This is a genomic window from Rhizobium indigoferae (assembly GCF_034554815.1).
Lineage (GTDB): Bacteria > Pseudomonadota > Alphaproteobacteria > Rhizobiales > Rhizobiaceae > Rhizobium > Rhizobium leguminosarum.
Window position 1 is genome coordinate 2709998 of the sequence record NZ_CP140635.1, and the last position, 23382, is coordinate 2733379.

19 protein-coding genes and 1 pseudogene are annotated in these 23382 nt (G+C 61.0%); 8 read left to right on the forward strand and 12 right to left on the reverse strand.

What is annotated here, in order from left to right; translation table 11 throughout:
* The first annotated feature begins 18 nt into the window (after positions 1-18).
* The gene (locus U5G49_RS13880; protein WP_193445626.1) at positions 19-1296 is read left to right on the forward strand and encodes an SDR family oxidoreductase; all 1278 of its coding nucleotides are present in this window, start codon (positions 19-21) and stop codon (positions 1294-1296) included.
* Positions 1296-1772 (forward strand): DUF2269 family protein, encoded by a 477-nt coding sequence (locus tag U5G49_RS13885; protein ID WP_018446507.1) that lies wholly within the window; start codon positions 1296-1298, stop codon positions 1770-1772. The genes U5G49_RS13880 and U5G49_RS13885 overlap by 1 nt, the downstream gene beginning before the upstream one ends.
* Here U5G49_RS13885 and U5G49_RS13890 read toward each other — a convergent pair.
* On the reverse strand, positions 1764-2357 hold the full coding sequence (locus U5G49_RS13890; protein WP_193445625.1) for a LysE family translocator: 594 nt from the start codon (positions 2355-2357) through the stop codon (positions 1764-1766). The genes U5G49_RS13885 and U5G49_RS13890 overlap by 9 nt on opposite strands.
* 245 nt (positions 2358-2602) lie before the next feature.
* On the opposite strand from U5G49_RS13890, the gene U5G49_RS13895 reads away from it, so the two are divergent.
* Positions 2603-3451: an aldo/keto reductase gene (locus U5G49_RS13895; RefSeq protein WP_193445624.1), complete on the forward strand. Its 849-nt coding sequence runs from the start codon at positions 2603-2605 to the stop codon at positions 3449-3451.
* 58 nt (positions 3452-3509) lie between these two features.
* Here U5G49_RS13895 and ilvN read toward each other — a convergent pair whose 3' ends face one another.
* The gene (ilvN, locus tag U5G49_RS13900) at positions 3510-4082 is read right to left on the reverse strand and encodes an acetolactate synthase small subunit (RefSeq protein WP_003560902.1); all 573 of its coding nucleotides are present in this window, start codon (positions 4080-4082) and stop codon (positions 3510-3512) included.
* A gap of 22 nt (positions 4083-4104) precedes the next feature.
* Positions 4105-5895 carry an acetolactate synthase 3 large subunit gene (locus U5G49_RS13905; protein ID WP_028732805.1) on the reverse strand — a complete coding sequence of 597 codons (1791 nt, stop codon included), beginning with the start codon at positions 5893-5895 and terminating at the stop codon, positions 4105-4107.
* Between the two features lie 322 nt (positions 5896-6217).
* Here U5G49_RS13905 and U5G49_RS13910 point away from each other — a divergent pair, with 322 nt between their 5' ends.
* Complete coding sequence (locus U5G49_RS13910) at positions 6218-8242, forward strand: ATP-binding protein (RefSeq protein WP_193445623.1); 2025 nt, start codon at positions 6218-6220, stop codon at positions 8240-8242.
* Here the strand turns inward: U5G49_RS13910 and U5G49_RS13915 are convergent.
* Positions 8227-9153, reverse strand: coding sequence for a dihydrodipicolinate synthase family protein (locus U5G49_RS13915; protein WP_130652748.1), 927 nt, complete (start codon positions 9151-9153; stop codon positions 8227-8229). The two genes, U5G49_RS13910 and U5G49_RS13915, sit on opposite strands and share 16 nt — an antisense overlap.
* 21 nt (positions 9154-9174) lie before the next feature.
* Complete coding sequence (locus U5G49_RS13920) at positions 9175-9789, reverse strand: LysE family translocator (RefSeq protein WP_193445622.1); 615 nt, start codon at positions 9787-9789, stop codon at positions 9175-9177.
* A 151-nt stretch (positions 9790-9940) separates the two neighbouring features.
* On the opposite strand from U5G49_RS13920, the gene pdxR reads away from it, so the two are divergent.
* Positions 9941-11449: a MocR-like pyridoxine biosynthesis transcription factor PdxR gene (gene pdxR, locus U5G49_RS13925; RefSeq protein WP_182563543.1), complete on the forward strand. Its 1509-nt coding sequence runs from the start codon at positions 9941-9943 to the stop codon at positions 11447-11449.
* Here the strand turns inward: pdxR and miaA are convergent.
* The gene (gene miaA / locus U5G49_RS13930; protein WP_193445621.1) at positions 11446-12342 is read right to left on the reverse strand and encodes a tRNA (adenosine(37)-N6)-dimethylallyltransferase MiaA; all 897 of its coding nucleotides are present in this window, start codon (positions 12340-12342) and stop codon (positions 11446-11448) included. The two genes, pdxR and miaA, sit on opposite strands and share 4 nt — an antisense overlap.
* On the opposite strand from miaA, the gene serB reads away from it, so the two are divergent.
* The gene (gene serB / locus U5G49_RS13935; protein WP_182563415.1) at positions 12341-13231 is read left to right on the forward strand and encodes a phosphoserine phosphatase SerB; all 891 of its coding nucleotides are present in this window, start codon (positions 12341-12343) and stop codon (positions 13229-13231) included. The two genes, miaA and serB, sit on opposite strands and share 2 nt — an antisense overlap.
* Positions 13232-13561: 330 nt before the next feature.
* On the opposite strand, the gene U5G49_RS13940 is transcribed toward serB, so the two are convergent.
* The 6 genes and pseudogenes from U5G49_RS13940 to U5G49_RS13965 all read right to left on the reverse strand — a co-directional run bounded on the left by U5G49_RS13940 (position 13562) and on the right by U5G49_RS13965 (position 19598).
* Positions 13562-15337, reverse strand: a complete 1776-nt coding sequence (locus U5G49_RS13940; RefSeq protein WP_131704278.1) for a Do family serine endopeptidase — start codon at positions 15335-15337, stop codon at positions 13562-13564.
* A 196-nt stretch (positions 15338-15533) separates the two neighbouring features.
* A complete protein-coding gene (hflC, locus tag U5G49_RS13945; protein ID WP_018242812.1) occupies positions 15534-16490 on the reverse strand; it encodes a protease modulator HflC in 957 nt (318 codons plus the stop codon).
* A gap of 3 nt (positions 16491-16493) precedes the next feature.
* Positions 16494-17576, reverse strand: coding sequence for an FtsH protease activity modulator HflK (gene hflK, locus U5G49_RS13950; RefSeq protein ID WP_018242813.1), 1083 nt, complete (start codon positions 17574-17576; stop codon positions 16494-16496).
* Positions 17577-17724: 148 nt separating this feature from the next.
* Positions 17725-18243 carry a dihydrofolate reductase gene (locus U5G49_RS13955; RefSeq protein WP_193445620.1) on the reverse strand — a complete coding sequence of 173 codons (519 nt, stop codon included), beginning with the start codon at positions 18241-18243 and terminating at the stop codon, positions 17725-17727.
* Between the two features lie 13 nt (positions 18244-18256).
* Positions 18257-18535 (reverse strand): annotated as a pseudogene (thyA, locus tag U5G49_RS13960) (thymidylate synthase); the annotation flags it as partial.
* Positions 18536-18914: 379 nt separating this feature from the next.
* A complete protein-coding gene (locus tag U5G49_RS13965; protein ID WP_193445619.1) occupies positions 18915-19598 on the reverse strand; it encodes a hypothetical protein in 684 nt (227 codons plus the stop codon).
* 613 nt (positions 19599-20211) lie between these two features.
* Here U5G49_RS13965 and U5G49_RS13970 point away from each other — a divergent pair.
* Complete coding sequence (locus U5G49_RS13970; RefSeq protein ID WP_193445618.1) at positions 20212-21054, forward strand: hypothetical protein; 843 nt, start codon at positions 20212-20214, stop codon at positions 21052-21054.
* Positions 21055-21530: 476 nt separating this feature from the next.
* Positions 21531-23369 (forward strand): methyl-accepting chemotaxis protein, encoded by a 1839-nt coding sequence (locus tag U5G49_RS13975; RefSeq protein WP_193445617.1) that lies wholly within the window; start codon positions 21531-21533, stop codon positions 23367-23369.
* The last annotated feature ends 13 nt before the right edge of the window (positions 23370-23382 follow it).

The following is a 23382-nucleotide window of genomic DNA, read 5'->3' on the forward strand; positions in this document are numbered from 1 at the left end:
TTCCGCTAATCTCCTGCCATGAATATCCTGATTCTCGGCGCAACCGGCTTTATAGGCTCCGTCGTCGCGGCCCGGCTCGTTGCCGACGGCCACGTCGTAACCGGGCTCGGCCGCAATCCCGTACGTGCCCGTTTGAAACAGCGGGCGATCGAATGGCGGCGCGCAGATCTATCGCGCATGACGAAACCCGCGGATTGGGACGATATCCTCAAGGACCAGCATGTCGTCGTCAATTGCGCCGGCGCCCTGCAGGACGGCCTGTCGGACGATCTGGCGGCCACCCAGGCAGAGGCGATGCTGGCGCTCTATGCTGCTGCAAAGTGCTCGTCGCGCCCGCTCATCGTGCAGATATCGGCAGGGACGGCAGGAGCGGCCGGCGACCTTCCCTTTCTCGCCACCAAGCGCCGCGCCGACGAGGCGCTCGCGGCAAGCGGCCTGCCTTACCTCATCCTGCGCCCTGCCCTCGTGCTCGGCCGCAATGCCCACGGCGGCTCGGCGCTGCTACGGGCGCTTGCCGCCTTTCCCCTGGTGCTGCCACTGATCCATGCCGAAAGCCCGGTCGAAACACTTTCGGTGGACGATGTGGCGGAAGCCGTGTCGCGGGCAGTCTCCGGCGGCCTTCCTTCAAAGGATATCGATCTCGCCGCCAATGAAGTCCTGACGCTCGCCGATCTCGTTCGCCTGCACCGGCAGTGGCTGGGCCTGCCGCCCGCCCGCGTGTTTTCACTTGCCCCCTGGCTTGCCCGCCCAGTGACGTGGTTCGCCGATCTATCGGGCCTGCTCGGCTGGCGTTCGCCGCTGCGCTCGACAGCGATGACAGTGATGTCGGAAGGCGTGCAAAGCTCGAAATCAGGAAGCCGCCTTGCTGCGACATCCGCGGCCGCAGCGCTCTCGGCCAATCCCTCCGGCGTGCAGGATCTCTGGTTTGCCAGGCTCTATCTCCTGAAGCCACTCGTCATATCGGGCCTATCCGTCTTCTGGCTGCTGTCCGGTCTGATCCCGCTGCTGGCACTGGAGAAGACGTCTGCTCACTTCTTGCCGTTCATGCCTGAGGCCTCGGCAACGGCGCTGACGCTTGCGACCTGCCTGACCGACGTCGTCCTCGGTGCCGCCGTCCTTGTCCGTCCCCTGGCGAAACGCGCCCTTCTCGGCATGCTGGCCGTATCGCTCGCCTATCTCGCCGGCGCCAGCCTACTCGAACCCGCGCTGTGGCTTGATCCGCTCGGGGTCCTCGTCAAGGTGCTGCCGTCGATCCTGTTGACGCTCGTAGCCCTTGCCACCCTGGATGAACGCTGATGCTTGAAGAATGGCTACTGCTCGCCCATGTCATTGGCGCGACCGTACTCTTCGGCACCGGCGCCGGCATCGCCTTCTTCATGGTGATGGCGCACCGGACGCGCGATCCCAGACTGATTGCCCATGTCGCCGGCACCGTCGTCATCGCCGACACGATCTTCACCGCGACCGCGGCCATCCTCCAGCCGGTGACCGGCTATCTGCTGGCCCGATCGATCGGCTGGGACCTGTCGGAGGGCTGGATTGCGCTGTCGCTGCTGCTCTATGTCGTCACCGGCCTGTTCTGGCTGCCGGTCGTCTGGATCCAGATCCGGCTACGCGACCTCGCCCGCGCCGCAGCAGCGGCGGGAAAAGCCCTCCCGCCAGCCTATTTCAGCCTCTACCGCATCTGGTTTGCTTTCGGATTTCCAGCCTTCTCAGCCGTCCTCGGCATTTTCTGGCTGATGCTGACGAAGCCGACGATCACTCTATTTTAGCATCGGCCAGAGGCTTAGCACCAAGAGTATCGCCATGCTGATATTGAACCACTTCAACCGCACCGGATCGGAAAGCCATTCCCGCAGCGCCGAGCCGAAGCCTGCCCAGGTCGAAACGCTGGGCACATTGACCGCCGCGAAGGCGAGACCGACGATCAGCACGCTCACGAGGTAGAGTTGCGGATTGGTATAGGTGGCCATCGCCGTGACCGCCATCACCCAGGCTTTCGGATTGACCCACTGGAAGGCAGCGGCCGACAGGAAGGACATCGGCTCGACGCCGCTCCTGCCTTCGCTGAGCGAGCGCGACGCGGCGATCTTCCAAGCGATCCAGACGAGATAGACGCCGCCCGCAAATTTCAGCGCGGTATAGACCACAGGCACCGTGTGCAGCAGCGCGCCGAGCCCAAGGCCGACGCCGATGAGCAGCGAGAAGAAACCGACGCCGATGCCGAACATATGCGGGATCGTCCTGCGGAAGCCGAAATTCACGCCCGATGCGAAGAGCATCATATTGTTCGGCCCCGGCGTGATCGAGGTCGTGAAGGCAAACAGAACGAGGGCGAGAAATGTATCCAGCGGCATGCGACCTCCCGAAGCCAGCTTTTCCGCGGCCTGCATTATTTAGGTCAGCATAACTGTCCTAAACCGCCGATTCCATTGCATCATTGTCATGGTGACAGGATTACTTGAAAGATGGCGACCCGGCCCAATCTCTTGCCGACTGTATAATTCCTTAAATCGGCATCGATTTAAGGATAAAATCATGCAGCAATTCAAAGTGCTACAGCGTCCATCTCAAGGACGCGCGGCGCTGTAGGAAGAAACCCATGCAGAACGACCCGATTCCATCGATCACATTTCCGAACGGCACCGAGGTGCCGGCCCTCGGCCAGGGCACCTGGGCCATGGGCGAGGATGCCGGCCATGCCAAGGCCGAGATCGAAAGCCTCAAGGCCGGCATAGATCTCGGCATGACGTTGATCGACACCGCTGAAATGTACGGCGACGGCGGCGCCGAGGAGATCGTCGGTCAGGCGATCAGGGGACGGCGCGACGAGGTCTTCATCGTCAGCAAAGTCTATCCCTGGAATGCCAGCCTGAAAGGCACGGTCGAAGCCTGCGAGCGCAGTCTCGAACGGCTGGGCACCGAACGCATCGATCTCTATCTGCTGCACTGGCGCGGCAACTATCCGCTCACTGAGACCGTCGCGGCCTTCGAAACGTTGAAGGCATCGGGCAAGATCAGCGCTTGGGGCGTCTCTAACTTCGACACCGACGACATGGAGGAACTGCTTAGAGTGCCCGACGGCGCCAAGGTCGCCGCCAACCAGGTGCTCTATAACCTTTCCCGCCGTGGCATCGAATTCGATCTGCTGCCCTGGTGCCAGAGCCGCGGCATTCCCGTCATGGCCTATTCGCCGATCGAACAGGGAAATATCCTGCACCATCCCGAACTGATCCGCATCGCCAAGGCCTATCAGGCGACACCCGCCCAGCTGGCGCTCGCCTTCCTGCTGGAACGCGACGGCGTCATCGTCATCCCGAAGACCTCGAATGCCGAACGCGCGGCAGAAAACCGCGACTGCGTCTCGCTCGATATCACCGACGACGACTGGGATGCCCTCGACGCCGCCTTTCCGCCGCCTACAACGAAAATACCGCTGGAGATGCTCTGACCTTCAGCGGCTTTCCCAATGATTACAGCATCTGCCTTACATGCCCGGCCTGTAATCTTTACATGCCCTGCACGCCGCGATTCATCGCCGCGATACCGGTACGGCACACCTCGATGAGGCCAAGCGGCTTCATGATCGCTACGAACTGGTCGATCTTCGACGATTTGCCGGTGATCTCCAGAATGAAGTGACCGACCGTCGCATCCACCACCTTGGCATGGAAGGCATCGGCAAGGCGCAGGGTCTCGGCGCGCATTTCGCCCTCGCCGATCACCTTGACCAGTGCCACTTCGCGCTCGATCGGCCGGTCCTGGCCGAGTTCGCGGGCACGCACCGTCAGGTCGACGACGCGATGCACCGGCACGATGCGCTCGAGCTGCGCCTTGATCTGCTCCAGCACCTGCGGCGTGCCGCGTGTGACGACGGTGATGCGGGAAAGATGCGCCTGATGCTCGGTCTCAGAGACCGTCAGGCTCTCGATATTGTAGCCGCGGCCAGAAAACAGGCCGATGACCCGGGCAAGAACCCCCGGCTCGTTGTCGACGAGAACCGAAAGCGTGTGGCTTTCGACGGCCGCCGTTTCCGGCGAAATGAAGTAAGCGGAGCCCGTGGGCTGTAGGTGAGCGTTCATTATCCTGGTTCCTCTTCCCTTTTTAGACGAGCGCGCGGCCCTTGGCGTCGATCGCATTGGCGACCGCTTCGTCGGTGGCTTCGTCCGGCAACAGCATTTCGTTATGGGCCTTGCCCGAGGGGATCATCGGGAAGCAATTGGCGAGATTGGCGACGCGGCAATCGAAGATGACAGGCTTTCTGACCTCGATCATCTCCAGAATGGTGTCATCGAGCGCATCCGGCTTTTCGCAGCGCAGGCCGACGGCGCCATAGGCCTCCGCCAGCTTGACGAAGTCGGGCATCGCCTCGGTATAGGAGTTCGACAGGCGGTTGCCATGCAGCAGCTGCTGCCACTGGCGCACCATGCCCATATACTGGTTATTCATGATGAAGATCTTGATCGGCGCATCGTGCTGGATCGCCGCCGACATTTCCTGGATGCACATCTGGATCGAGGCATCGCCGGCAATGTCGATGACGAGGCTGTCGGGATGGGCGATCTGCACGCCAAGCGCCGCCGGCAGGCCGTAGCCCATCGTGCCGAGGCCGCCCGAGGTCATCCAGCGGTTCGGCTGCTCGAAACCGAAGAACTGCGCCGCCCACATCTGGTGCTGGCCGACCTCGGTGGTGATGTAGGTATCGCGGTCCTTGGTGTGGGCGAAGAGCCGCTCCAGCGCATATTGCGGCATGATGACGTCATTGCTCTTCGTATAGGCGAAGGAGTTGCGTGCCCGCCAGCGGGCGATATCGGTCCACCAGTCGTCCAGGCGACCCTTTTCCGGCTTCTTCGGCAGCGCCCGCCACAGGCGGACCATGTCTTCGAGGACATGGCCGACATCGCCGCGGATGCCGATATCGACGCGGACATTCTTGTTGATCGAGGATGGATCGATATCGATATGGATCTTCTTCGAGTTCGGCGAAAAGGCATTGAGACGGCCGGTGATGCGGTCGTCAAAACGGGCGCCGATGCAGACCATGACGTCGCAGTCATGCATCGCCATGTTGGCCTCGTAGGAGCCGTGCATGCCGAGCATCTTCAGCCAGTTCTTGCCGGAAGCCGGATAGGCACCGAGGCCCATCAGCGTCGAGGTGATCGGGAAATCGGTGAGCTCGACCAGCTCACGCAGCAGCTTGGAAGCCTCGGGGCCGGAATTGACGACGCCGCCGCCGGAATAGATGACTGGACGGCGCGCATTCGCCATCAGCTCGATCGCCGCATGGATCTGGTTGAGGTCGCCCTGGATCTTCGGCTGGTAGCTCTTCTGGATCGTGTAGTCGGCGGGCGGCGTGTAGGTACCGGTCGCAAACTGCACGTCCTTCGGAATATCGACGACGACAGGTCCCGGACGGCCGGACTGGGCGATGCGGAAGGCCTCGTGAATGACGGCGGCGAGCTCGTTGACGTCCTTGACCAGCCAGTTGTGCTTGGTGCAGGGCCGGGTGATGCCGACCGTGTCACATTCCTGGAAAGCGTCGGAGCCAATCAGCGAGGTTGGAACCTGGCCGGTCAGGCAGACGAGCGGGATCGAATCCATCAGCGCATCCTGCAGCGGTGTGACGGCATTGGTGGCGCCCGGACCCGAGGTCACCAGCATGACGCCGACCTTGCCGGTGGAGCGGGCGTAACCTTCGGCCGCATGGCCTGCCCCCTGCTCGTGGCGGACGAGGATGTGCTTGACATCCTCCTGCTGGAAGATCTCGTCATAGATCGGCAGGACCGCGCCGCCGGGATAGCCGAAGATATGTTCGACGCCGTTGTCCTTCAGCGCCTTGAGAACGATCTCCGCTCCCGTCATCCGATTGCCTGCCGCCTGATTGTCCGTGCTCATCTGTCTGTTCCGTTTGATGCTGGGATTGCGTTTGTGGCCGGAAGCCCGAATTTCGGGCATAAAAAAAGGCCCCGGAGGAGCCTGTCATCTAGCGCATGGGTGGCTATCGCCGGATGGTTACACCATCCTGCCCATGCGCTTTCCCACCACGATAAGAGCCGTTGCGATTTTCATGGTCGGAAGTGATAGACAGAAAATTTCGCAGCGTCAACGCATGCCGCAATAAAAAACTCCCGGCTCCCCGCATCCCTAAAATCCATGGCCGGAAGGATTTGTTAAAGGAAGGGCTTTATTCTCGCTTCCCATTGCAGGAGTAGGCCCTTTGCTTAACAACGACTTGCACGCGCCTGGTAAGGCGGGTGAACAGGATCGCCGCGATGGCCATACACCGGGGAACCGCTTTCTCGGCCGCGTCGTTGCATGCAGCGGTTCGCGGGCGACCATCGCCGCCGTCGCCGAACAGGGCGGCACCGATCTGACGGAACTGTGGTCCGTGGGCCGGTTGATTTCGATCAGCGTCGGCCGCAACCGCGTCGTCGCCCTCGTCTATCAGATGAACACCGGCAGCCATGCCTGGGGCGAAGGCGAAGACAATACGTTCAGGATCGAGACGGAACTGCTCGGCGAAGTCCGTGTCGACGAGGACGGGCGCGAGGAATTCTCGACCGGCATCTCGCGTTATCCCTATCTCGGCGCCATCGCCCACCGCATCCGATCCGCCGACCTGATGCGCATCTACGACGCCGGCGAGGGTACGACCGCCGTTATCGGCAAGCTGACGCAGGACGAAAGCATCGATGCGGCGATCCACATCCCCTCAATGCTCTCCAAGCATTTCGCCGTCGTCGGTTCCACCGGCGTCGGCAAGTCGACGGCCGTGTCGCTGCTCCTGCACAAGGCGATCTCGGCGGATCCGAAGCTGCGCGTGCTGATCCTCGATCCGCATAATGAATTCGCTGCCGCCTTTCCCGAGCACGCCGTCACCATCGATACCGATACGCTCGACCTGCCCTTCTGGTTGATGCGGCTGGAGGAATTTGCCGAGGTCGTGTTTCGCGGCCGCCCGCCGGTGCCCGAAGAGCTCGACATGTTGCGCGACATCCTGCCGGAGGCCAAACGCGCCTTCCGCGGCAGCGACAACTCGCTGGTGCGCCGCACGACCGAAAAGAGTTCGATCACTGCCGATACGCCGGTCCCCTACCGTATGGCCGATTTGCTGGCGTTGATCGACGAGCGCATCGGCCGCCTGGAAGGCCGCTCGGAAAAGCCCTTCCTGCGGTCGCTGAAGATGCGCCTCATCGCTGCGATCAACGATCCGCGCTATCACTTCATGTTCTCCAACAACACGATCAGCGACACGATCACCGAAACCATCGCGCAGATCTTCCGCATCCCCGGCGAGAACCGGCCGATCTGCACCTTCCAGCTTGCCGGCATCCCCTCAGAAGTCGTCAATTCGGTCGCCTCCGTGCTCTGCCGCATGGCCTTCGAGGTGGCGCTGTGGAGCGAGGGCGCCATCCACATGCTCGTCGTCTGCGAGGAAGCGCACCGCTACATCCCCTCCGATCCGAGCCTCGGCTTCGTGCCGACGCGCCAGGCGATCGCCCGCATCGCCAAGGAAGGCCGCAAATACGGCGTCTCGCTCGGCATCATCACCCAGCGGCCGGGCGAACTCGACCAGACGATCCTGTCGCAGTGTTCGACGCTCTTTGCCATGCGCCTCGCCAACGACCGAGACCAGGAAATCATCCGCTCGGCCATTCCGAATTCGTCGATCTCGACGACGAGCTTTATCTCCTCGATCGGCAACGGCGAGGCGATCGCTTTCGGCGAAGCGATCAGCGTGCCGATGCGCATGCGCTTTTCCCGCGTCGACGAAAACCTCCTACCGAAGGCCAGCAGCGCCAACAGCAAGCAGAGCGAGGAAGATCCGGATACGGTCGATCTGCGCAAGATCGTCACCCGCATGCGGGCGGTGACGGTCGGACCCGACATTTCGAATTTTCAGCAGAGCTATGCCGCGTCCGTGGCAAGCTTGGACGAGGCTGATGCGGCCGACGAGGATCGCGACGCCAAGCCGTACGCGCCGCCCGCCTCCTCCGCTGCACCGCTCGAAACCTATCGGCGGGAACTGCTGCCGCAAACGCCGCGGCTGGACCCGGCTGCGGTGCCGGCGATCGATCCCCGGTTGGACGCGCTGCGTCGCGAAATGCGCCGCGAGGAGCCGGTCTTTCCCCGGCCGGCACCGGCGACGGATCAGCCTGCGATCTCCCGCCGCGAGCCCGGCACGTCGCTGCGCGAAAGCATTTTGAAAAAACCGCTGAGCAGCCTTTACAACAAGGAATAAGCCTTCCACTCGCTCTCCAGTGCGATCAGAGGCTCGACGGCCTCGAGTACACGCTGCCGATCCATCGGTCCGAGCGGCAAGAGAGGGCGTGGGAGCTCGGCCTTGGCGAGTGAGAGAAGGTCGATCAGCGTATAGATCACGCGAAGGCTTCCGAACGCCTTGAACGTTTGCCAGAGCGGCTGGAGAAGACCATCGAGCCGACGCACTTCGCCGTCCTCGCCTGCAATCGCGGCCTTGGTCAGGGCAAAAGCGATGCGCGGAAGCAAGCCGCCGATGACGCTGTACCAGGCGTCGGCACCTGAAAGCAGTGCTTCGCCAGCGCCCCAGTCGCCGCTATAGCCGATCGCAAGCTTGCTCCTCTCACGCAATGCCGCCAGTTCGCCTGCGAAATCGCCGTCAACTGGCAGAGGCATCTTCACCGCCCTGATCGTCTCGATGTCCGACAGGCGCTGCAGAAGATCCCGGCTGAAGGTGAAGTGGGTCGTGCCGGGATTGTTGTAAATACAAAGCGGCAGCTTCGCCGCCTCCGTGACGGCAAGGAAATGCTGATAGGCCTCCTCCTGAGTAAGCGGCGTGTAGGACACCGGCGCAAGCAGAAGCGCATCTGCACCAGCGGCCTCCGCATCCCTCGCCAGGGCCTGGGCGTGGTCTGTCCTCAGAGCACCGACACCGACGACGATCGGAACACGACCGCGCACGCACTCGACGGCGGCCTCGACGGCTCGCCGTCGCTCCTCGCGTGTGAGAAAGGCGTAGATCCCGGTGCTGCCAAGAAGGCCTATCGAAGCGACGCCGGCATCACACAAGCGTTCCAGCAGGCGGCAGAGGGCATCCGTGTCGACCCGGCCATCCCTATCGGCGGGCGTTGGCGGAAAGGCCGAAAGACCATGAAACGGAGAAGCGACAGACATGATGCGATCCTGAAAATCCGGTCAATGTGAGAACAGCAGGCGCGATCCGGCGCCCGCGAAGAAGACGGCGAGACTTCCCTCGATCCACCGCCGCGCACGGGCGTAGCCGCGCACCATCGGTGCCGTCGAGAAGAGCACGGCATAGCCGGTAAATATCGAGATCCCGAACAGCACGCAGCCGCCGAAAGCTGTGACGGCCATCTCCGGTGAAGCGCCGGGCTTGAGGCCGAGAGACATGATCGCGACCCAGGCCAGAACCGCCTTCGGATTGCCGAGATGCATCAGAATACCACGACGATAGAGCGCGCCGAGTTGCGCGGCAGGTTGGACGGCCTCGCTTGCCGGCCTATCCGGGGTGGCTGCCGAGCGGGCCGCCCTCCAGGCGAGCCAGAGGAGGTAAAGCCCGCCTGCGACTTTGAGGAACAGCAGCGCATGGGCATAGCGGACCAGGAGTGTGGAAATGCCGGTGACAGCGACCAGCCCCCAGCATGTCGACATCGTTATAACCCCGGCAGCAAGGGCGAGCGCCGGTCGACGCCCTTGCCGCATCGCCACGTTCATGATGGCCATGTTGCTTGGTCCGGGACTGCCTGCAGCGATTGCGTAGGCGATGTAGACGACGAGAAGATCCTGCATTTGCGTTTTTCCAGAAGTTTGCGCCCGCGCACGGCACGACCGCGAAGACGAAGAATGCGCCATCGGGAAGCCGACGATCTGCTTCCTTTTCTTCGAAAATTGGTTCACCATGAAGCGCCATTTTTGAAGAATCTCTATGGACCATTTTGCGATGTCCAAACGGCGCAGCACTATCGAAATCCCATCGCTCAACGCAATCGACCGAACGGACAATGTCGGTCGCCAGCTTGCGCAGGCCCTGCGGAACGCAATCGCCTGCAGTGATCTGAGGCCAGGCGAACGCCTTCCTTCGACGCGTAGCCTTGCAGCTTCGCTGAAGATCGCGCGCGGCACTGTCGTCGAGGTGTTCGATCAGTTGACCGCCGAAGGCTATCTCGAAGCGCGGGTCGGAGCCGGAACCCGTGTTGCCGCTGATCTGATTGACACCACGCCGGCGCCCCCGCCTGCACCGGCGGTGCCGTCTGCCGTGGATGCCGTCGATCTGCCTTCCCAGGCTGCTCGGCTGATCGCCATCGCCCGTGCGCTCACCCCGCACCCGCCCGTTCCCTTTGCCATCGCCGTCCCGGCTTCCGGCATTGCGCCCGACGACAACTGGCGCCGTCTCGGCAACCGCGTGCGCGCGTCGAGACAGGCCGCACCCTCGGGTTACCACGACCCGATGGGTCTGCTCGAACTCAGGCTTGCCATTGCCGACCACGTCCGCCGTGCGCGGGCCGTTCATTGCGAGCCGGAACAGGTCATCGTCACATCAGGCACTCAGCAAGGTCTCTATATGGCGGGGCGGGTCCTTCTCTCGCGTGACGATCCGGTATGGGCCGAGGACCCGGCCTATCCCGGCCTGACGGCAGTGCTCGACGATCTCGGCGTCCGGACGCACCGCCTGCCGGTCGATGCACAGGGAATGAACGTGGAACGCGGCCTCGAGCTATGTCCCCAGGCGCGCGCCGCATTCGTGACCCCTTCGCACCAATATCCGATCGGCATGCCGCTCAGCATGGCCCGACGCAATGCCCTGATAGCCTGGGCCGACCAAAATCGTGCCTGGATCGTCGAGGACGACTACGACAGCGAGCTGCGTTATGCCGGACACCCATTTCCCTCAATGCAGGGATTGCGTCCGTCACGCGTCATCTATCTCGGCACGTTTAGCAAGGTGCTCTTTCCCTCCCTGCGCCTCGGCTACGTCATCGCCCCTCCTCCACTCGCAGAAGCCTTTGCCGGCGCCCGTGCCATTCTCGACCGGCATTCGCCGATCGCCGAACAGCACGTTCTGGCGGCCTACATGCGGGAAGGCTATTTCGAAGCGCATATCCGGCGCATCCGTGGCCTCTATGCCGAACGCCGCGCTGTTCTGCTCTCGGCGCTCGAGCGGGCCTTGCCGGAGGGGTGCTGCGTCCAGCAGAGCGACCAGGGCATGCATATTCTTCTATGGCTGCCCGAGGAGGTCGATGACGTGCAACTCGCAGCCCGTGCCCTGTCGGCCGGCCTTGCCGTGCGCGCGATCTCCCCGATGTATTCCGCGCGGCCGGCACGCCCCGGCCTGATGCTGGGCTTCGGCGGATTTCTGGCGGACCAGCTACAGGCGGCGGTTGGCGAACTCGTCGAACTGTTGAGCCAGCAGATGTCTCAAGCGGGAGGCCCGCAACAAACTGAAACCTAAACTGTCAGCCGTTCCCAGCTATCGTCCATCTGGTTGCGGAACCATGTCATTTGCCGCTTGGCATATTGCCGCGTCGCCGCAGCCCCCTTCTCCAGCACCTCGTCGCGCGTCATCTCACCCCTGACCATCGCCGTAATCTGCGACACGCCGATTGCCTTCATCACAGGCGCCTCGGCCGGCAGGTCGAGCGCAAGCAGCGTCCTTACTTCGTCTTCCGCGCCTTGCTGCAGCATCTTTTCGAAACGCCCGTTGATGCGCTGATGCAGCACCGCCCTATCCGGCAGCACGACGATCTTGCGGGCCTCATCGGCGTCGATGATCACCGGTCCCGACTGGCCCTGGAAATCGACGATCGACCGCCCCGTCGCCTTCATCACCTCCAGCGCCCGCACGATCCGCTGCCCATCCTGGCGGTTGAGGCTTGCCGCCATGGCGGGATCGGCCACCGCGAGTTCGGCATAGAGCCCGTCGGTGCCCTCCTCCAGCAGCCGCGACCTGAGTGCCTTCCGCAGGGCCTCCGGTATCTCGGGCATATCTGAGAGACCACCGGTCAACGCCTTGAAATAAAGCCCCGTGCCGCCGACGAAGACCGGCAGCCGCCCTGCGGCCCTGAGCGTCGGCAGCAATGCCGAGACATCCCGTAGCCAGCCGCCTGTGGAATAGGCCGCACCGGCCGGCACGTGGCCGTAGAGATGATGCGGCACGCCCTGCATCTCCTCTTCCGACGGGCGCGCAGTCAGCACCCGCAGCGTGTCGTAGACCTGCATGCTGTCGGCGTTGACGACCACGCCATCATGGCGCTTGGCCAATTCGACGGCGAGCGCGGACTTGCCGCTGGCGGTCGGCCCGGTTATCAGGATCGCGTTCACTGTGCTCAGAAGGTTTTCCATCATGGCCCTCGTTGCCACGCTTGTTGCCAATCCGTCAAATCCCGTGCTGACACCCGAAATCGCCGAGCAGGCGGCCGAGGCCGTGAAAGCTTCCGGTCTCTACTGGCTGGCCGATGGCGTTGCCTGCGACATCGCGCTGCGCGACGGCACCGATGCGCAAGCGGCCGAGGCCAATATCCTTGCCGTCATATCAAACGCACCGATCGATCTCGTCATCCAGGAGCAGGAAACCCGCCGCAAGAAGCTGCTGATCGCCGACATGGATTCGACGATGATCGGCCAGGAATGCATCGATGAACTCGCCGCCGAAGTCGGCCTGAAAGACAAGGTCGCGACCATTACCGCCCGCGCCATGAACGGCGAGATCGCCTTCGAGCCTGCCCTGCGTGAGCGTGTCGCGCTGCTGAAGGGCCTGCCGATATCGGTCGTCGACGAGGTGATCGCCAAGCGCATCACGCTCACCCCGGGCGGCCCGGAACTGCTTGCCACCATGAAGTCGAAAGGCCATTACACCGCGCTTGTCTCCGGCGGCTTCACCGTCTTCACCAGCCGCATCGCCGCCACTCTCGGCTTCGACGAGAACCGCGCCAACACACTGCTCGAAGACGGCGGCATTCTCTCCGGCTTCGTCGCCGAACCAATCCTCGGCAAGCAGGCGAAGGTCGATGCGCTGAACGAGATTTCGGCTCGCCTCGGCATTTCGCCGGAAGAAGCGATCGCCGTTGGTGACGGCGCCAACGATCTCGGCATGTTGCACCTTGCAGGCTCCGGCGTCGCCCTCCACGCCAAGCCGGCAGTCGCTGCCGAAGCGCAGATGCGCATCAACCACGGCGACCTGACCGCACTGCTCTACATCCAGGGCTACCGGAAGACGGATTTCGTGACGGTATGAGCGCGATACCAGCGACATTCCCAATCGGGGCTGATCGCTGGTGGCTCGTACGGAAGGCAACCTCCGTAAACCCGCCAAATAGCCTGTCACCTCCGGACCGTTAGGCCACCGATTCCGTTTCGAAAGGCCCCCCGGCACACCCTCTCCGCCCTCATTCCTGTGCTCGTCACAGGAAACCAGCCACCGCGCGTCTGCGCGGTGAGTGACTTACGTCAGGAGAGAAGAGTTTTCTGCGCCCAAGGACTTAGGCGCACTGGATTCCTATGACAAGCAGAGGAATGAGGGAGAGTTGGAGAGTACGGCGGCTAATTCACTACCGCCGTAGCTCCCTTATTCCATCGGCACCGCCACGAACCGCAGATCACCATTCGCCGATGCGATCATCAGCTGGGCGTTGCGGCGGCCCTCCTGTTTCAGCGCCTGCACCTTGGCGGCGACCGCATCCGGCGACTTCATGAACTCCTGCGCCACCTCGACGATCACGTCGCCGGGCTTCAACCCCTTTTCGGCGGAGGCGGAGCCGGGCGTCACCTCTGTGACGACGACGCCGTCGACGCTCTCGGCGATGCCGAAGGCCTTGCGCGTCTCGGCGCTCAACAGCGACAGCGACAGCCCGAGCACGTTCTTCGGCGTCGCCGCATCCGGCGACACCTGGCCCTTATGCTGGTCGGGTGTATCAGGTGCGGGTTGGGCCTGATCGCCGGTATCCGGCTGGTCCATGTCGTTGTTCTCGCCGGGGTCCGGGGTGATCACGCCGTCATCCTGCGAACCATCAGGCGCCGCATCATCGGATGCAGCCGCCTGATCGCTGTCCTCAAGCCGGCCAAGCTTCACCTTGACGGTCTGCTCCTTGCCGTCGCGCAGCACCACCACATCGACTTCCTTGCCGACTGTGCTTTCCGCCACGACACGCGGCAGGTCGCGCATTTCGCTGACGGTCTTGCCGTCGAATTTCAAAATGACGTCACCCGCCTTGATCGAGCCGTCGTCGACTGGGCCACCCTTGATGACGCCGGCGACCAGCGCGCCCTTTGCAGTGTCGAGCCCGAGGCTGTCGGCGATATCGTCAGTCACCGGCTGGATGCGCACGCCGAGCCAGCCGCGCCGCGTCTCGCCATATTCGCGCAACTGGTCGACAACGCCGGAGGCAAGCTCCGACGGCACCGAGAAACCGATGCCGATCGAGCCACCGCTCGGCGAAATGATCGCCGTGTTGATGCCGATCACTTCACCCTTCATGTTGAAGAGCGGGCCGCCGGAATTGCCCTTGTTGATCGCCGCATCCGTCTGGATGAAGTTGTCGTAGGGGCCGGCATTGATGTTGCGGCCGCGCCCGGAAATGATGCCGACCGTCACCGAACCGCCGAAGCCGAACGGATTGCCGATCGCCATCACCCAGTCGCCGATGCGCATCTTGCTGGAATCGCCGAATTTCACGGACTTCAGCGGTGCCTTCGGCTCGACCTTCAGCACCGAAAGATCGGTCTTCGTATCGGTGCCGATCAGCTTCGCCTTGAGCTTCGAACCGTTGGCGAAATTGATCTCGATGTCGTCGGCGCCCTCGATCACGTGGTTATTGGTGACGATATAGCCGGCCGGATCGATAACGAAGCCGGAGCCGAGCGAGCTGACATTGTGGTTGCCGCCCTTGTTGCCCTGCTGCTTGTTGAAGAAATCGTTGAAGAATTCCTGGAAAGGCGAGCCGTCGGGGGCGCGCGGCGCCGGGCCTGCACCCTCGTCGTCCTTCACATTCTGCGAGGTCGAGATGTTGACCACCGCGTCGAGCAGCCCCTCGGCAAGATCGGCGACCGAAGCCGGGCCGTTATTCGGCACGACGGCCTGGCTCGCGGCGGCCTGCTGCGGTGCGGCGGGTACGGGAGGCGTAGGAGCGGGAGCAGCTGTTCCCGGTGCAGCCGCGGCCGGTGGTGTGGGTGCGGGAGCAGCCGGCTCAGGAGTAACCGGAGCGGGCGTCGCAACGCCGGGTGCTGTCGTCTCAGGCGCGGTTTGGGCGTAGGCGACCCCGTTCATGCCGGCATGCGCAAGAATTGCAGCGCTGGCCATAAGCGCGAGCGTTCGTCTGAAGGGCGAGCGAATCGTGGGGGCCATCAAGCTTCCTCATAAGGGGTCATGCGCACATTGAGCACCAGCATAAGGCGGAATGATGGAGGGCGAAATCACCTTTTCGCGAAATCCCCGTGCAATGTGACGTGGCCTCGCAAAAGCCCAATTATCGCGACCATTCCACGAAAAAAGGGCCGGCACTCGGGCCGGCCCTTCCAGGATTATCGGGGTATCCCCTGCTTCAATTCGTCGGCTGGGCAGGTGCCCCAGGCGCTGCCGGAGCCGGCACTGCCGGGCTTGCTGGCGACGGCTGCAGAGTGCCGGCGGCATTGTCGAAATAGCGGAAGAATTCCGAATTCGGCGACAGCACCAGCGTCGTATCCTGCGACGAGAGAGCGGAGGAATAGGCCGCCATCGAGCGATAGAACTCAAAGAAGGCTGGATCCTTGCTGAAGACTTCGGCGAAGACGCGGTTGCGTTCCGCATCGCCCTGGCCTCGAAGGATTTCCGCATCGCGCTGGGCGCCCGCGGTGAGCTCGACAACCTGACGGTCGGCGATGGCGCGCCGCCTTTGGCCTTCCTCATTGCCCTCAGCACGGATGCGCTCCGCCTCGGCAAGGCGTTCCGAACGCATGGCATTATATGTGTTCGGCGCAACCTCCGGCGAAAGGTCGGTGCGGCGGATGCGAACGTCGTCTATATGCAGGCCGAGATTTTCGGCATCCGTGCGCAGATCGTCGCGAATCTCCAGCATCATTGCGACACGCTCTTCCGAGAGCGCGGCATTGTAGTCACGCAGACCGTAGACCCGGCGAAGCGATGAATCGAGCTGCGCCCTCAACCGCGCTTCTGCGGCTTCGCGATCGCCCGATACCGTCTCGCGGAAACGGCGAACATCCGAGATGTTATAGATCACGAAGGCATCGACGTCGAAGGTCTGGCCGTCCTGGACCTGAACGCGGATATTGTCGAGATCGAGCCTCAGCGCCTGCTTTTCGACCAACTGAACGCGGTCGGCATCCATGAAGCCGAAAGGCAGCTTGAAATAAATCCCAGGCTCGGTCTTGACCGACTGGATCTGGCCGAAGCGGACGACGATGGCCTGCTCACGTGCATTCACCACGAAGATGGACGAATAAAGCCCGACCAGCACAATGGCGAGGATGAGGAGAATGATGGGAAGTCTGTTCGATGTCATGACTCAACCTCCCTGTTGCGCCGGTTTGCCGAGCTCATTGAGCGGCAGATAGGGCAGGACGCCCTGCTTCTCGTCGATGATGACCTTCCGGGAGTTCTTCAGCACCTGCTCCATCGTTTCGAGGTACAACCGCTTGCGGGTCACGTCAGGCGCCTTGGAATATTCGTCGTTGATCGCCGTGAAGCGCTGCGCTTCACCTTCCGCCTCCTTCACGACACGGTCCTTGTAGGCGGCTGAATCTTCGCGGATTCTGGCCGCATCGCCTCGCGCCTGGCCGAGCTTTTGGTTCGTGTAGCGATTAGCCTCTTCGATCGTGCTATCGCGGTCACGGCCGGCACGCTGCACTTCTTCGAAAGCATCGGCGACTTCCCGCGGCGGCGCCACGTTCTGGATCGTCACGCCGGTCACGGTCACGCCCGCGCCATAGCGGTTCATCGTGTCCTGCAGGATATTGAGCACATCCACTTCGATCGGCTGACGATTACTGCGGAAGGCGTCCTGCGCCGGACGCCGGCCAACGATTTCACGCATGGCACTGTCGGAAACCTGCTGCAGCGTCTCTGCCGGATTTTCGACGTTGAAGAGATAGGCCTTGGGATCGCTGACGGTGTAGAAGACAGCGAACTGCACGTTGATGACGCTCTTGTCGCTGGACAGCATCAGGCCGTTCGAAGACGATGCCGAAGTCGCCCCGATGTTCAATTGCTGCACGGTCACCTTGACCGTCTCCACGGTCTCCATCGGCCACAGGTGGAAATGCAGGCCCGGCATGGAAATCTCGGCCTTCGGCTTGCCGAACCGCAGTTCGACGCCGCGTTCGTCCGGCTGCACGACATAGATGCACTGGATCAGCCAGAAGACGGCGACGATCGCCACGACGATCACCGCCACGCCGCCGTTGAAGCCGCCGGGAATGATGTTGCGCAGTTGGTCCTGGCCGCGCCGGATGATATCTTCCAGATCAGGCGGTCCGCCCTTGCCGCCGCCACCGCGCGGCCGGTTCGGCCCCTGTCCCCATGGTCCCTGATTATTACCGCCGCCGCCGCCCCAAGGGCCGCCGCCGCCATTCTGATTGCTCCAGGGCATCAAAACCTCGTTGTTCGTTAAGTCTCCACGCATCCGAAACCGTGGGGGCTGACCGGCGGACGCGTTGGTGACCGTTATAGGTATCGCCGCATCGGCTTTCAACGCAGCGTGAGAAACTTGGTCAATTTAATTGGAAAATAGTTCATTTTCAGGCGTGACGGCGTTCGTAGACGATGAAACGCGTGGGATAGCTGTCCTTTTCGCCGGCCGGAACCGCGATCGCCTCCCCCGCCTGCCAGGTGTCGGGATCGATCACGGGAAACGACGCGTCTCCGTCGAGATCAGCCTCGACATGCGTGATGCACATCCGGTCGGCAAGGCCGATCGCCTGGGCATAGACCTGCCCGCCGCCCAGAATGCAGATTTCGTCGACGCCGATTTCGAGCGCCAGCCTTTCGGCCGCCGTCATCGCCTCCGGCAGCGAGTGGGCCATGGAGACATCAGGATGGTCTATCGCCGCCTGCCGCGAGATGACGACGTTCGGCCGTCCCGGCAGCGGCTTGCCGATCGAATCGTAGGTCTTGCGGCCCATCACCACAGGCTTGCCCAATGTCAGCGCCTTGAAGCGCTTGAGGTCGCTCGAAAGCCGCCACGGCATGTCGCCGTCGCGGCCGATAATGCCGTTGCGGGCAACGGCGGCGATAATGGTCCTGCGGATGTCGGCCATGGAATATCCTGGATCAGACAGCGATCGGCGCCTTGATGCTGGCATCGGCCTCGTAGCCGATCAGCTCGAAATCGTCGAAGGTGAAGCCGAAAATGTCCTTCACCTCAGGATTGATGCGCATGAACGGCAGCGGCTTCGGCCGGCGTGCAAGCTGCAGTTTCGCCTGGTCGAAATGGTTGTGATAGAGATGGGTGTCGCCGAGCGTGTGGACGAAATCGCCAGGCTTCAGTCCGGTCACCTGAGCCACCATCATCGTCAGCAGCGCATAGGAAGCGATATTGAACGGTTTCCCGGAATGTAAGCTCATTCGCAATTTCGGTATCATCAGTGACATCTCGTTGACAAGCTTATTTCGGCTATGCCCTCAAACTACACGTCGAAATAAGCTTGTCCTGACGCGACAAGAGGATCGACAGCGTCGCTTTCCCCGGACGTTAGGTCCGGGGCTTGCTGAGTGTCCGGAATACTTGAGTCTGCTGGAGATGTCACCCAGCGTTTGATTTGGTCACCTGGACATTGCCTGATAACACCGGGCCTCCAGGTTGTTTCACGATAGTCGGCTGTGCCGCTCTAACCGGCCGTAGGTCCGACGCTCTTGTATCGGCTAACGCTGTGGCGAAGGCGACGGGAGTCGCTACAAGCCGCCGAACAGAACGGGACGGAACCGGATGTCATATTAATCCTTCTCGAAGCCTTCTTCGGGCGTACAATAGCGCCGTTAACGCCTCTCCTTTCGCCTCTTCAACCGTCTTGAAGAGCTTTTTGCCGTTCAGCTCAAATTTACGATCAAACTTGTTTTGGAGCTTGATGGTGATACCAAAGCCCGCTCCGCCTTTGTTCCATATCGTGATATTGAAGCCGCGTGCGTTGACGTAGTGATTTCCCAATTGGGACTGTTTCCACTGCCGCTGCGGCCAGCCCCTGATGATCCGGATATCGTCTCTGAACACTCGTTCGCGCTTCAATGCCGTATAATAGTCATCTTCCATCCTCTCAGCGCACGGCGCACCAACCGAAAGGACTTCAGGTACTTGAGGATGTGTCATGAGATGCGTGAATCGGACAGTTGCGGATTGGCACATTCCGCAAACAACTCCTTCATCGCCTGCGTCTTTGATCGCATGGCACTTCCAACCGGTGGGAGGAACGCGAGAGTCAAGCCACAGACCAAGCGAAGAATGAGCCATTACACCATCACCCGATGGAGAAAAAAGTTTCAGCATTTGCCACACATCCCCTTCTTTTGCCATGGATCTCGCTGGGTTCGCCTGCTCCATCGCGGTCGATCTGTGAATGGCCTCCGAGTGAGTTTCACTCGGCCACAGAAAAATCGTCGCCACCGCCTGATTCGTCAAGTATAATTTTCGCAGTATTCGTGTTAACATTGACGATACAAAACAAAATGCGAGTTCTTTTAATATACCTTCGATATTTTTCTCAACTTCTCAGCCGACACGGGTGAAACATAAAGTATTGCAAGACCCGAAGTCTTTGAATTGACGCAGCGGAATCTTTCTTTTTTCACGATTTCGACTGATTCAGCGCACTTGGCGAAGCATCACATGTGTAGTCGTCGAGCGAGAGCCCGTTGGTATGTGCGATCATTGGGAATGCCCTCGATAGGCCACGATGGGCTTCGAGGCCCCTTCAGGGGCTACGGGGTTGACGGCCTCCCACAGCCGACCGCCTGAGGAGGAAGGTTGCTGTCCTTGGCGACGTTTCGCTGAAATGACTCCTGGCGAAAGCGACGCCATCATCTCCCTTATTCTTGCGACTTGTCGGTCCGCGTTATTCATCAAGCCTACCGGCGCTCCCTCAAGGGCCAGGGCAAATGGGCTCGCCGGCCAGCTGCATTCTACCTCAAGAGCGGGAGTGGCAACGTCAACTACCTCCTCCCGGGAAAAAGGCACTTGCGGCCGAAAATTTTCCGAATGACCATCTTCTTAGACCAAGTCTAAGGAGCGCCCAGTGACCGATACCGCCGTCCAACCGTCTATCAACGTTCCAACCGTCGGCCAAACTCCAACGGAATGTGCTTTCTCCCTATTCTTCTCCGGCAAGTACGACGAGGGCGAGAAGGACGCCGCTGGCCCGACGCTTTCGATGGCAATCACCGAAATCCTACCCGCTATAGCGCGGGGCGTGGCTCACTCGCGGGCAGTCTTCGGCGCGCGCCGAATCCCAGAATCCGGGAGGTCATACGGAAGTCTCGAGGTAGAGTTTCCAGGCGAAGACGAGCGACCGACAGACGGCTACAGGGAATGGGGCGTTCGGAGATCGCTCAGCTTCGATGATGAGATCGAGATATTCGATGCGACCGAAGAACTTGACACTGCTGAAGCGGCCCTACGCTATCGCGCGCAGGAACTTGGCGACGACGAGAAGTCGCTTGCGACTATCCAGGACGGCGTTCAGAGATATGTGGAGGCATTCGACAACCTTCTCCTTTGGGACCCCAAGGCCTCCCTCGATATCGAGAAAGGCTTGGATGATCTCTTCGAAGATCGCGACTGGACGCCATTTATTAGCCGCGCTGAACTCCAGGTTCCAGACGTATCGATATCGAACGTGACGCTTGTTCCCCACGAGGATGCTTGGCTCCTGAAGTTCGAATACGTCAACGGCTCTGAAAGCGGTACTGAAATGGAATACGTGTACAAGAAGAAGGGGCGGATGTACGTGGCGCGTTCCAGCTACAGTGCATCGCGAGCCGCGATCCCGGCATTCTCGGGTCGTCAACTGTCCAAAGTGTACGATGCCCTGCAGGAGGCGTTGGATGGTATTGCCGCTGGCGCTTTAACGCACGGATAAGGGTGTTGTTAGCCGCCGGTGCGTAGGGCCCACGAAAACCGCGCTGCGCGAAGCGCGAAAGGCGAACCCCTCACGTCCGCTCTGGCAGCGCTTGCCAGGATGGTCTTTCATTCTCGCCTGTTATTCATCGAGCCATCTGAAGGCCCGTCTATCAAGCAGGCCGCATTTCCAGGAAAAGGCATAACGCTTTGCATGTTTGCGTCCGATTCGCGCAAAGCAAAAGATTAAATCAATATTTAAGAGAAGACGGACAACAGAATAACTACGGCGTCCGCAACGCCGCCTATTAGACAGGATTATAAGCAGTTTACCCATTGGACGCCTGCCTGTCCGGAATTAAGGAACAAGAAATGTTCCGGGCAATATTTCCAAAATTGCCCTTCCATCGTCTCGGCCGGCGGAAGACAACTATTATGACAATAGTTTAGCGGAAATGACTTCTGATCGTCTTAGTCCGAATATCTGTGGGTCATAAAATGCCACAACTGACAATCAGCCGTCTGCTTTTCCTTTTTGCTCTTCTGGTCACCGCAGGCCTCGTCGTAGCTCTGTGTGTCCAGACATACGCGATGAAACGGGGTCAAATTGAAGGTCCGCTCTATCAAGAAATAGCGATCCAGAGAGATTTGCTGGCGGATCTCCTCCCGCCTCCGCTGTTCGAAGTGGAAGCTTACGCAGCAGTTTATGAAGCAAACTTCCATCCTGACCGCCGCGCTAGAGCGATCGCTCGAATCTACGAGCTAAAAAAACTTTACGATGAACGGAAATCGGTTTGGACATCGGCATCCATTCCGCCTTCAGAAGCTGCAATTCTCAATGAAAAACTAATACCGGCATCTGACAGGTTTTGGTTTGTCACACTCGAGCAATTCGTGCCGGCGGTCGGGAAACGCTACGACACTATGATGGCCATCATGGATGACTTAGCTCGCGCCTATCAGGATCAGCGACAGGCTGTCCTCGAACTAAGCGGCCTTGTGTCTCGGATATCGGCATCCAACGAACGTACCGCGGTTGACGAGGCCAATTGGCTGGGCACGAGCGCACTCTATGGCGGCCTTCTGGCGGTTCTGATCTTCGTCGCGGGCGTTATCTTCATTCGAATCCGCGCAATTGCACCGCTCTCGTCGATAACTGCCTACATGGAAAGACTTGCAGCCGGGGAGAGTCAGGTTGCTGTCCCCTTCAAAAGTCGTGTCGACGAGATTGGGATGATTGCGAAGGCTCTAGAGGTCTTCCGGTTGGCTGGAATTCAAAAGGCAAACCTCGAAATCGAAGTGGAGGCTGCAAGCGTCGAGCGGATGAGAGAGCAGCAGGCTCGTGAGGCGGACGCCATGAGGCGTGCCAATGATACCGCCGCGGCCGTTGGGCGGCTGGGGGCGGCCTTAGAGGGCCTCGCCAACAGCAATCTGGAGGTACAAATCTCCGAGGCATTCAGCCCCGAATTCGATCAGATCCGACATGATTTCAATCGGTCGGTTGAAACGCTTCAGGTAACGCTTGAAAGGGTAATGGAGGGAACCAGCGACGTTCGAAGGGCTAGCGGCGAACTCAGTTCCGGCGCAGCTCAAATGTCAAGGCGCACGGAACAGCAGGCTGCTGCCCTCGAGGAAGCGTCCGCGGCACTCGAGCAGATTACCGCTACAATAGGACAACTTACGAAAAGCACGGAAGCGACACGTCAACTCGTTGGCCAAGCGCGCGCCCGTGCGGAGGCCTCGACCGAAGTCACGAGGAATGCAGTTGAAGCGATGAATCGTATCGAGCGTTCAGCCAACGAGATCGCGCAAATCATTAGTGTAATCGATGAGATCGCCTTCCAGACAAATCTGTTGGCCCTGAACGCAGGAGTGGAAGCCGCACGCGCAGGAGAAAGCGGCAAGGGGTTTGCGGTTGTCGCGAGCGAAGTTCGCGAACTCGCCCAGCGTTCCGCCAGCGCTGCTAAACAGATCAAGCTCCTGATCGACAACTCGACGCTGGAAGTTAGTCAAGGCGTAAAGCACGTTGGGGAGACCGGGAAGGCTCTTACCGAAATCAGTTCGTTCGTCGCCTCTATCGACATCAAGGTCGATGATATTGTTGTCGGGATTAAAGAGCAGTCCACCGGCCTGCGCGAAACCTCCGCCGCAATTCATTCTCTCGACAGCACCACTCAGCAAAACGCAGCCATGGCTGAAGAGACCGCCGCGATGAGTAACGCGCTGCGGGATCAGGCCACCGTTCTCTCAGAAGAAGTCGAGAAGTTCCAACTCCCAAAGCGCAACACCGTGAGTGTGCATGGGCGCGCAACGGACACAAGATTTCACGCAGCCTAGCGGCCAGACGACA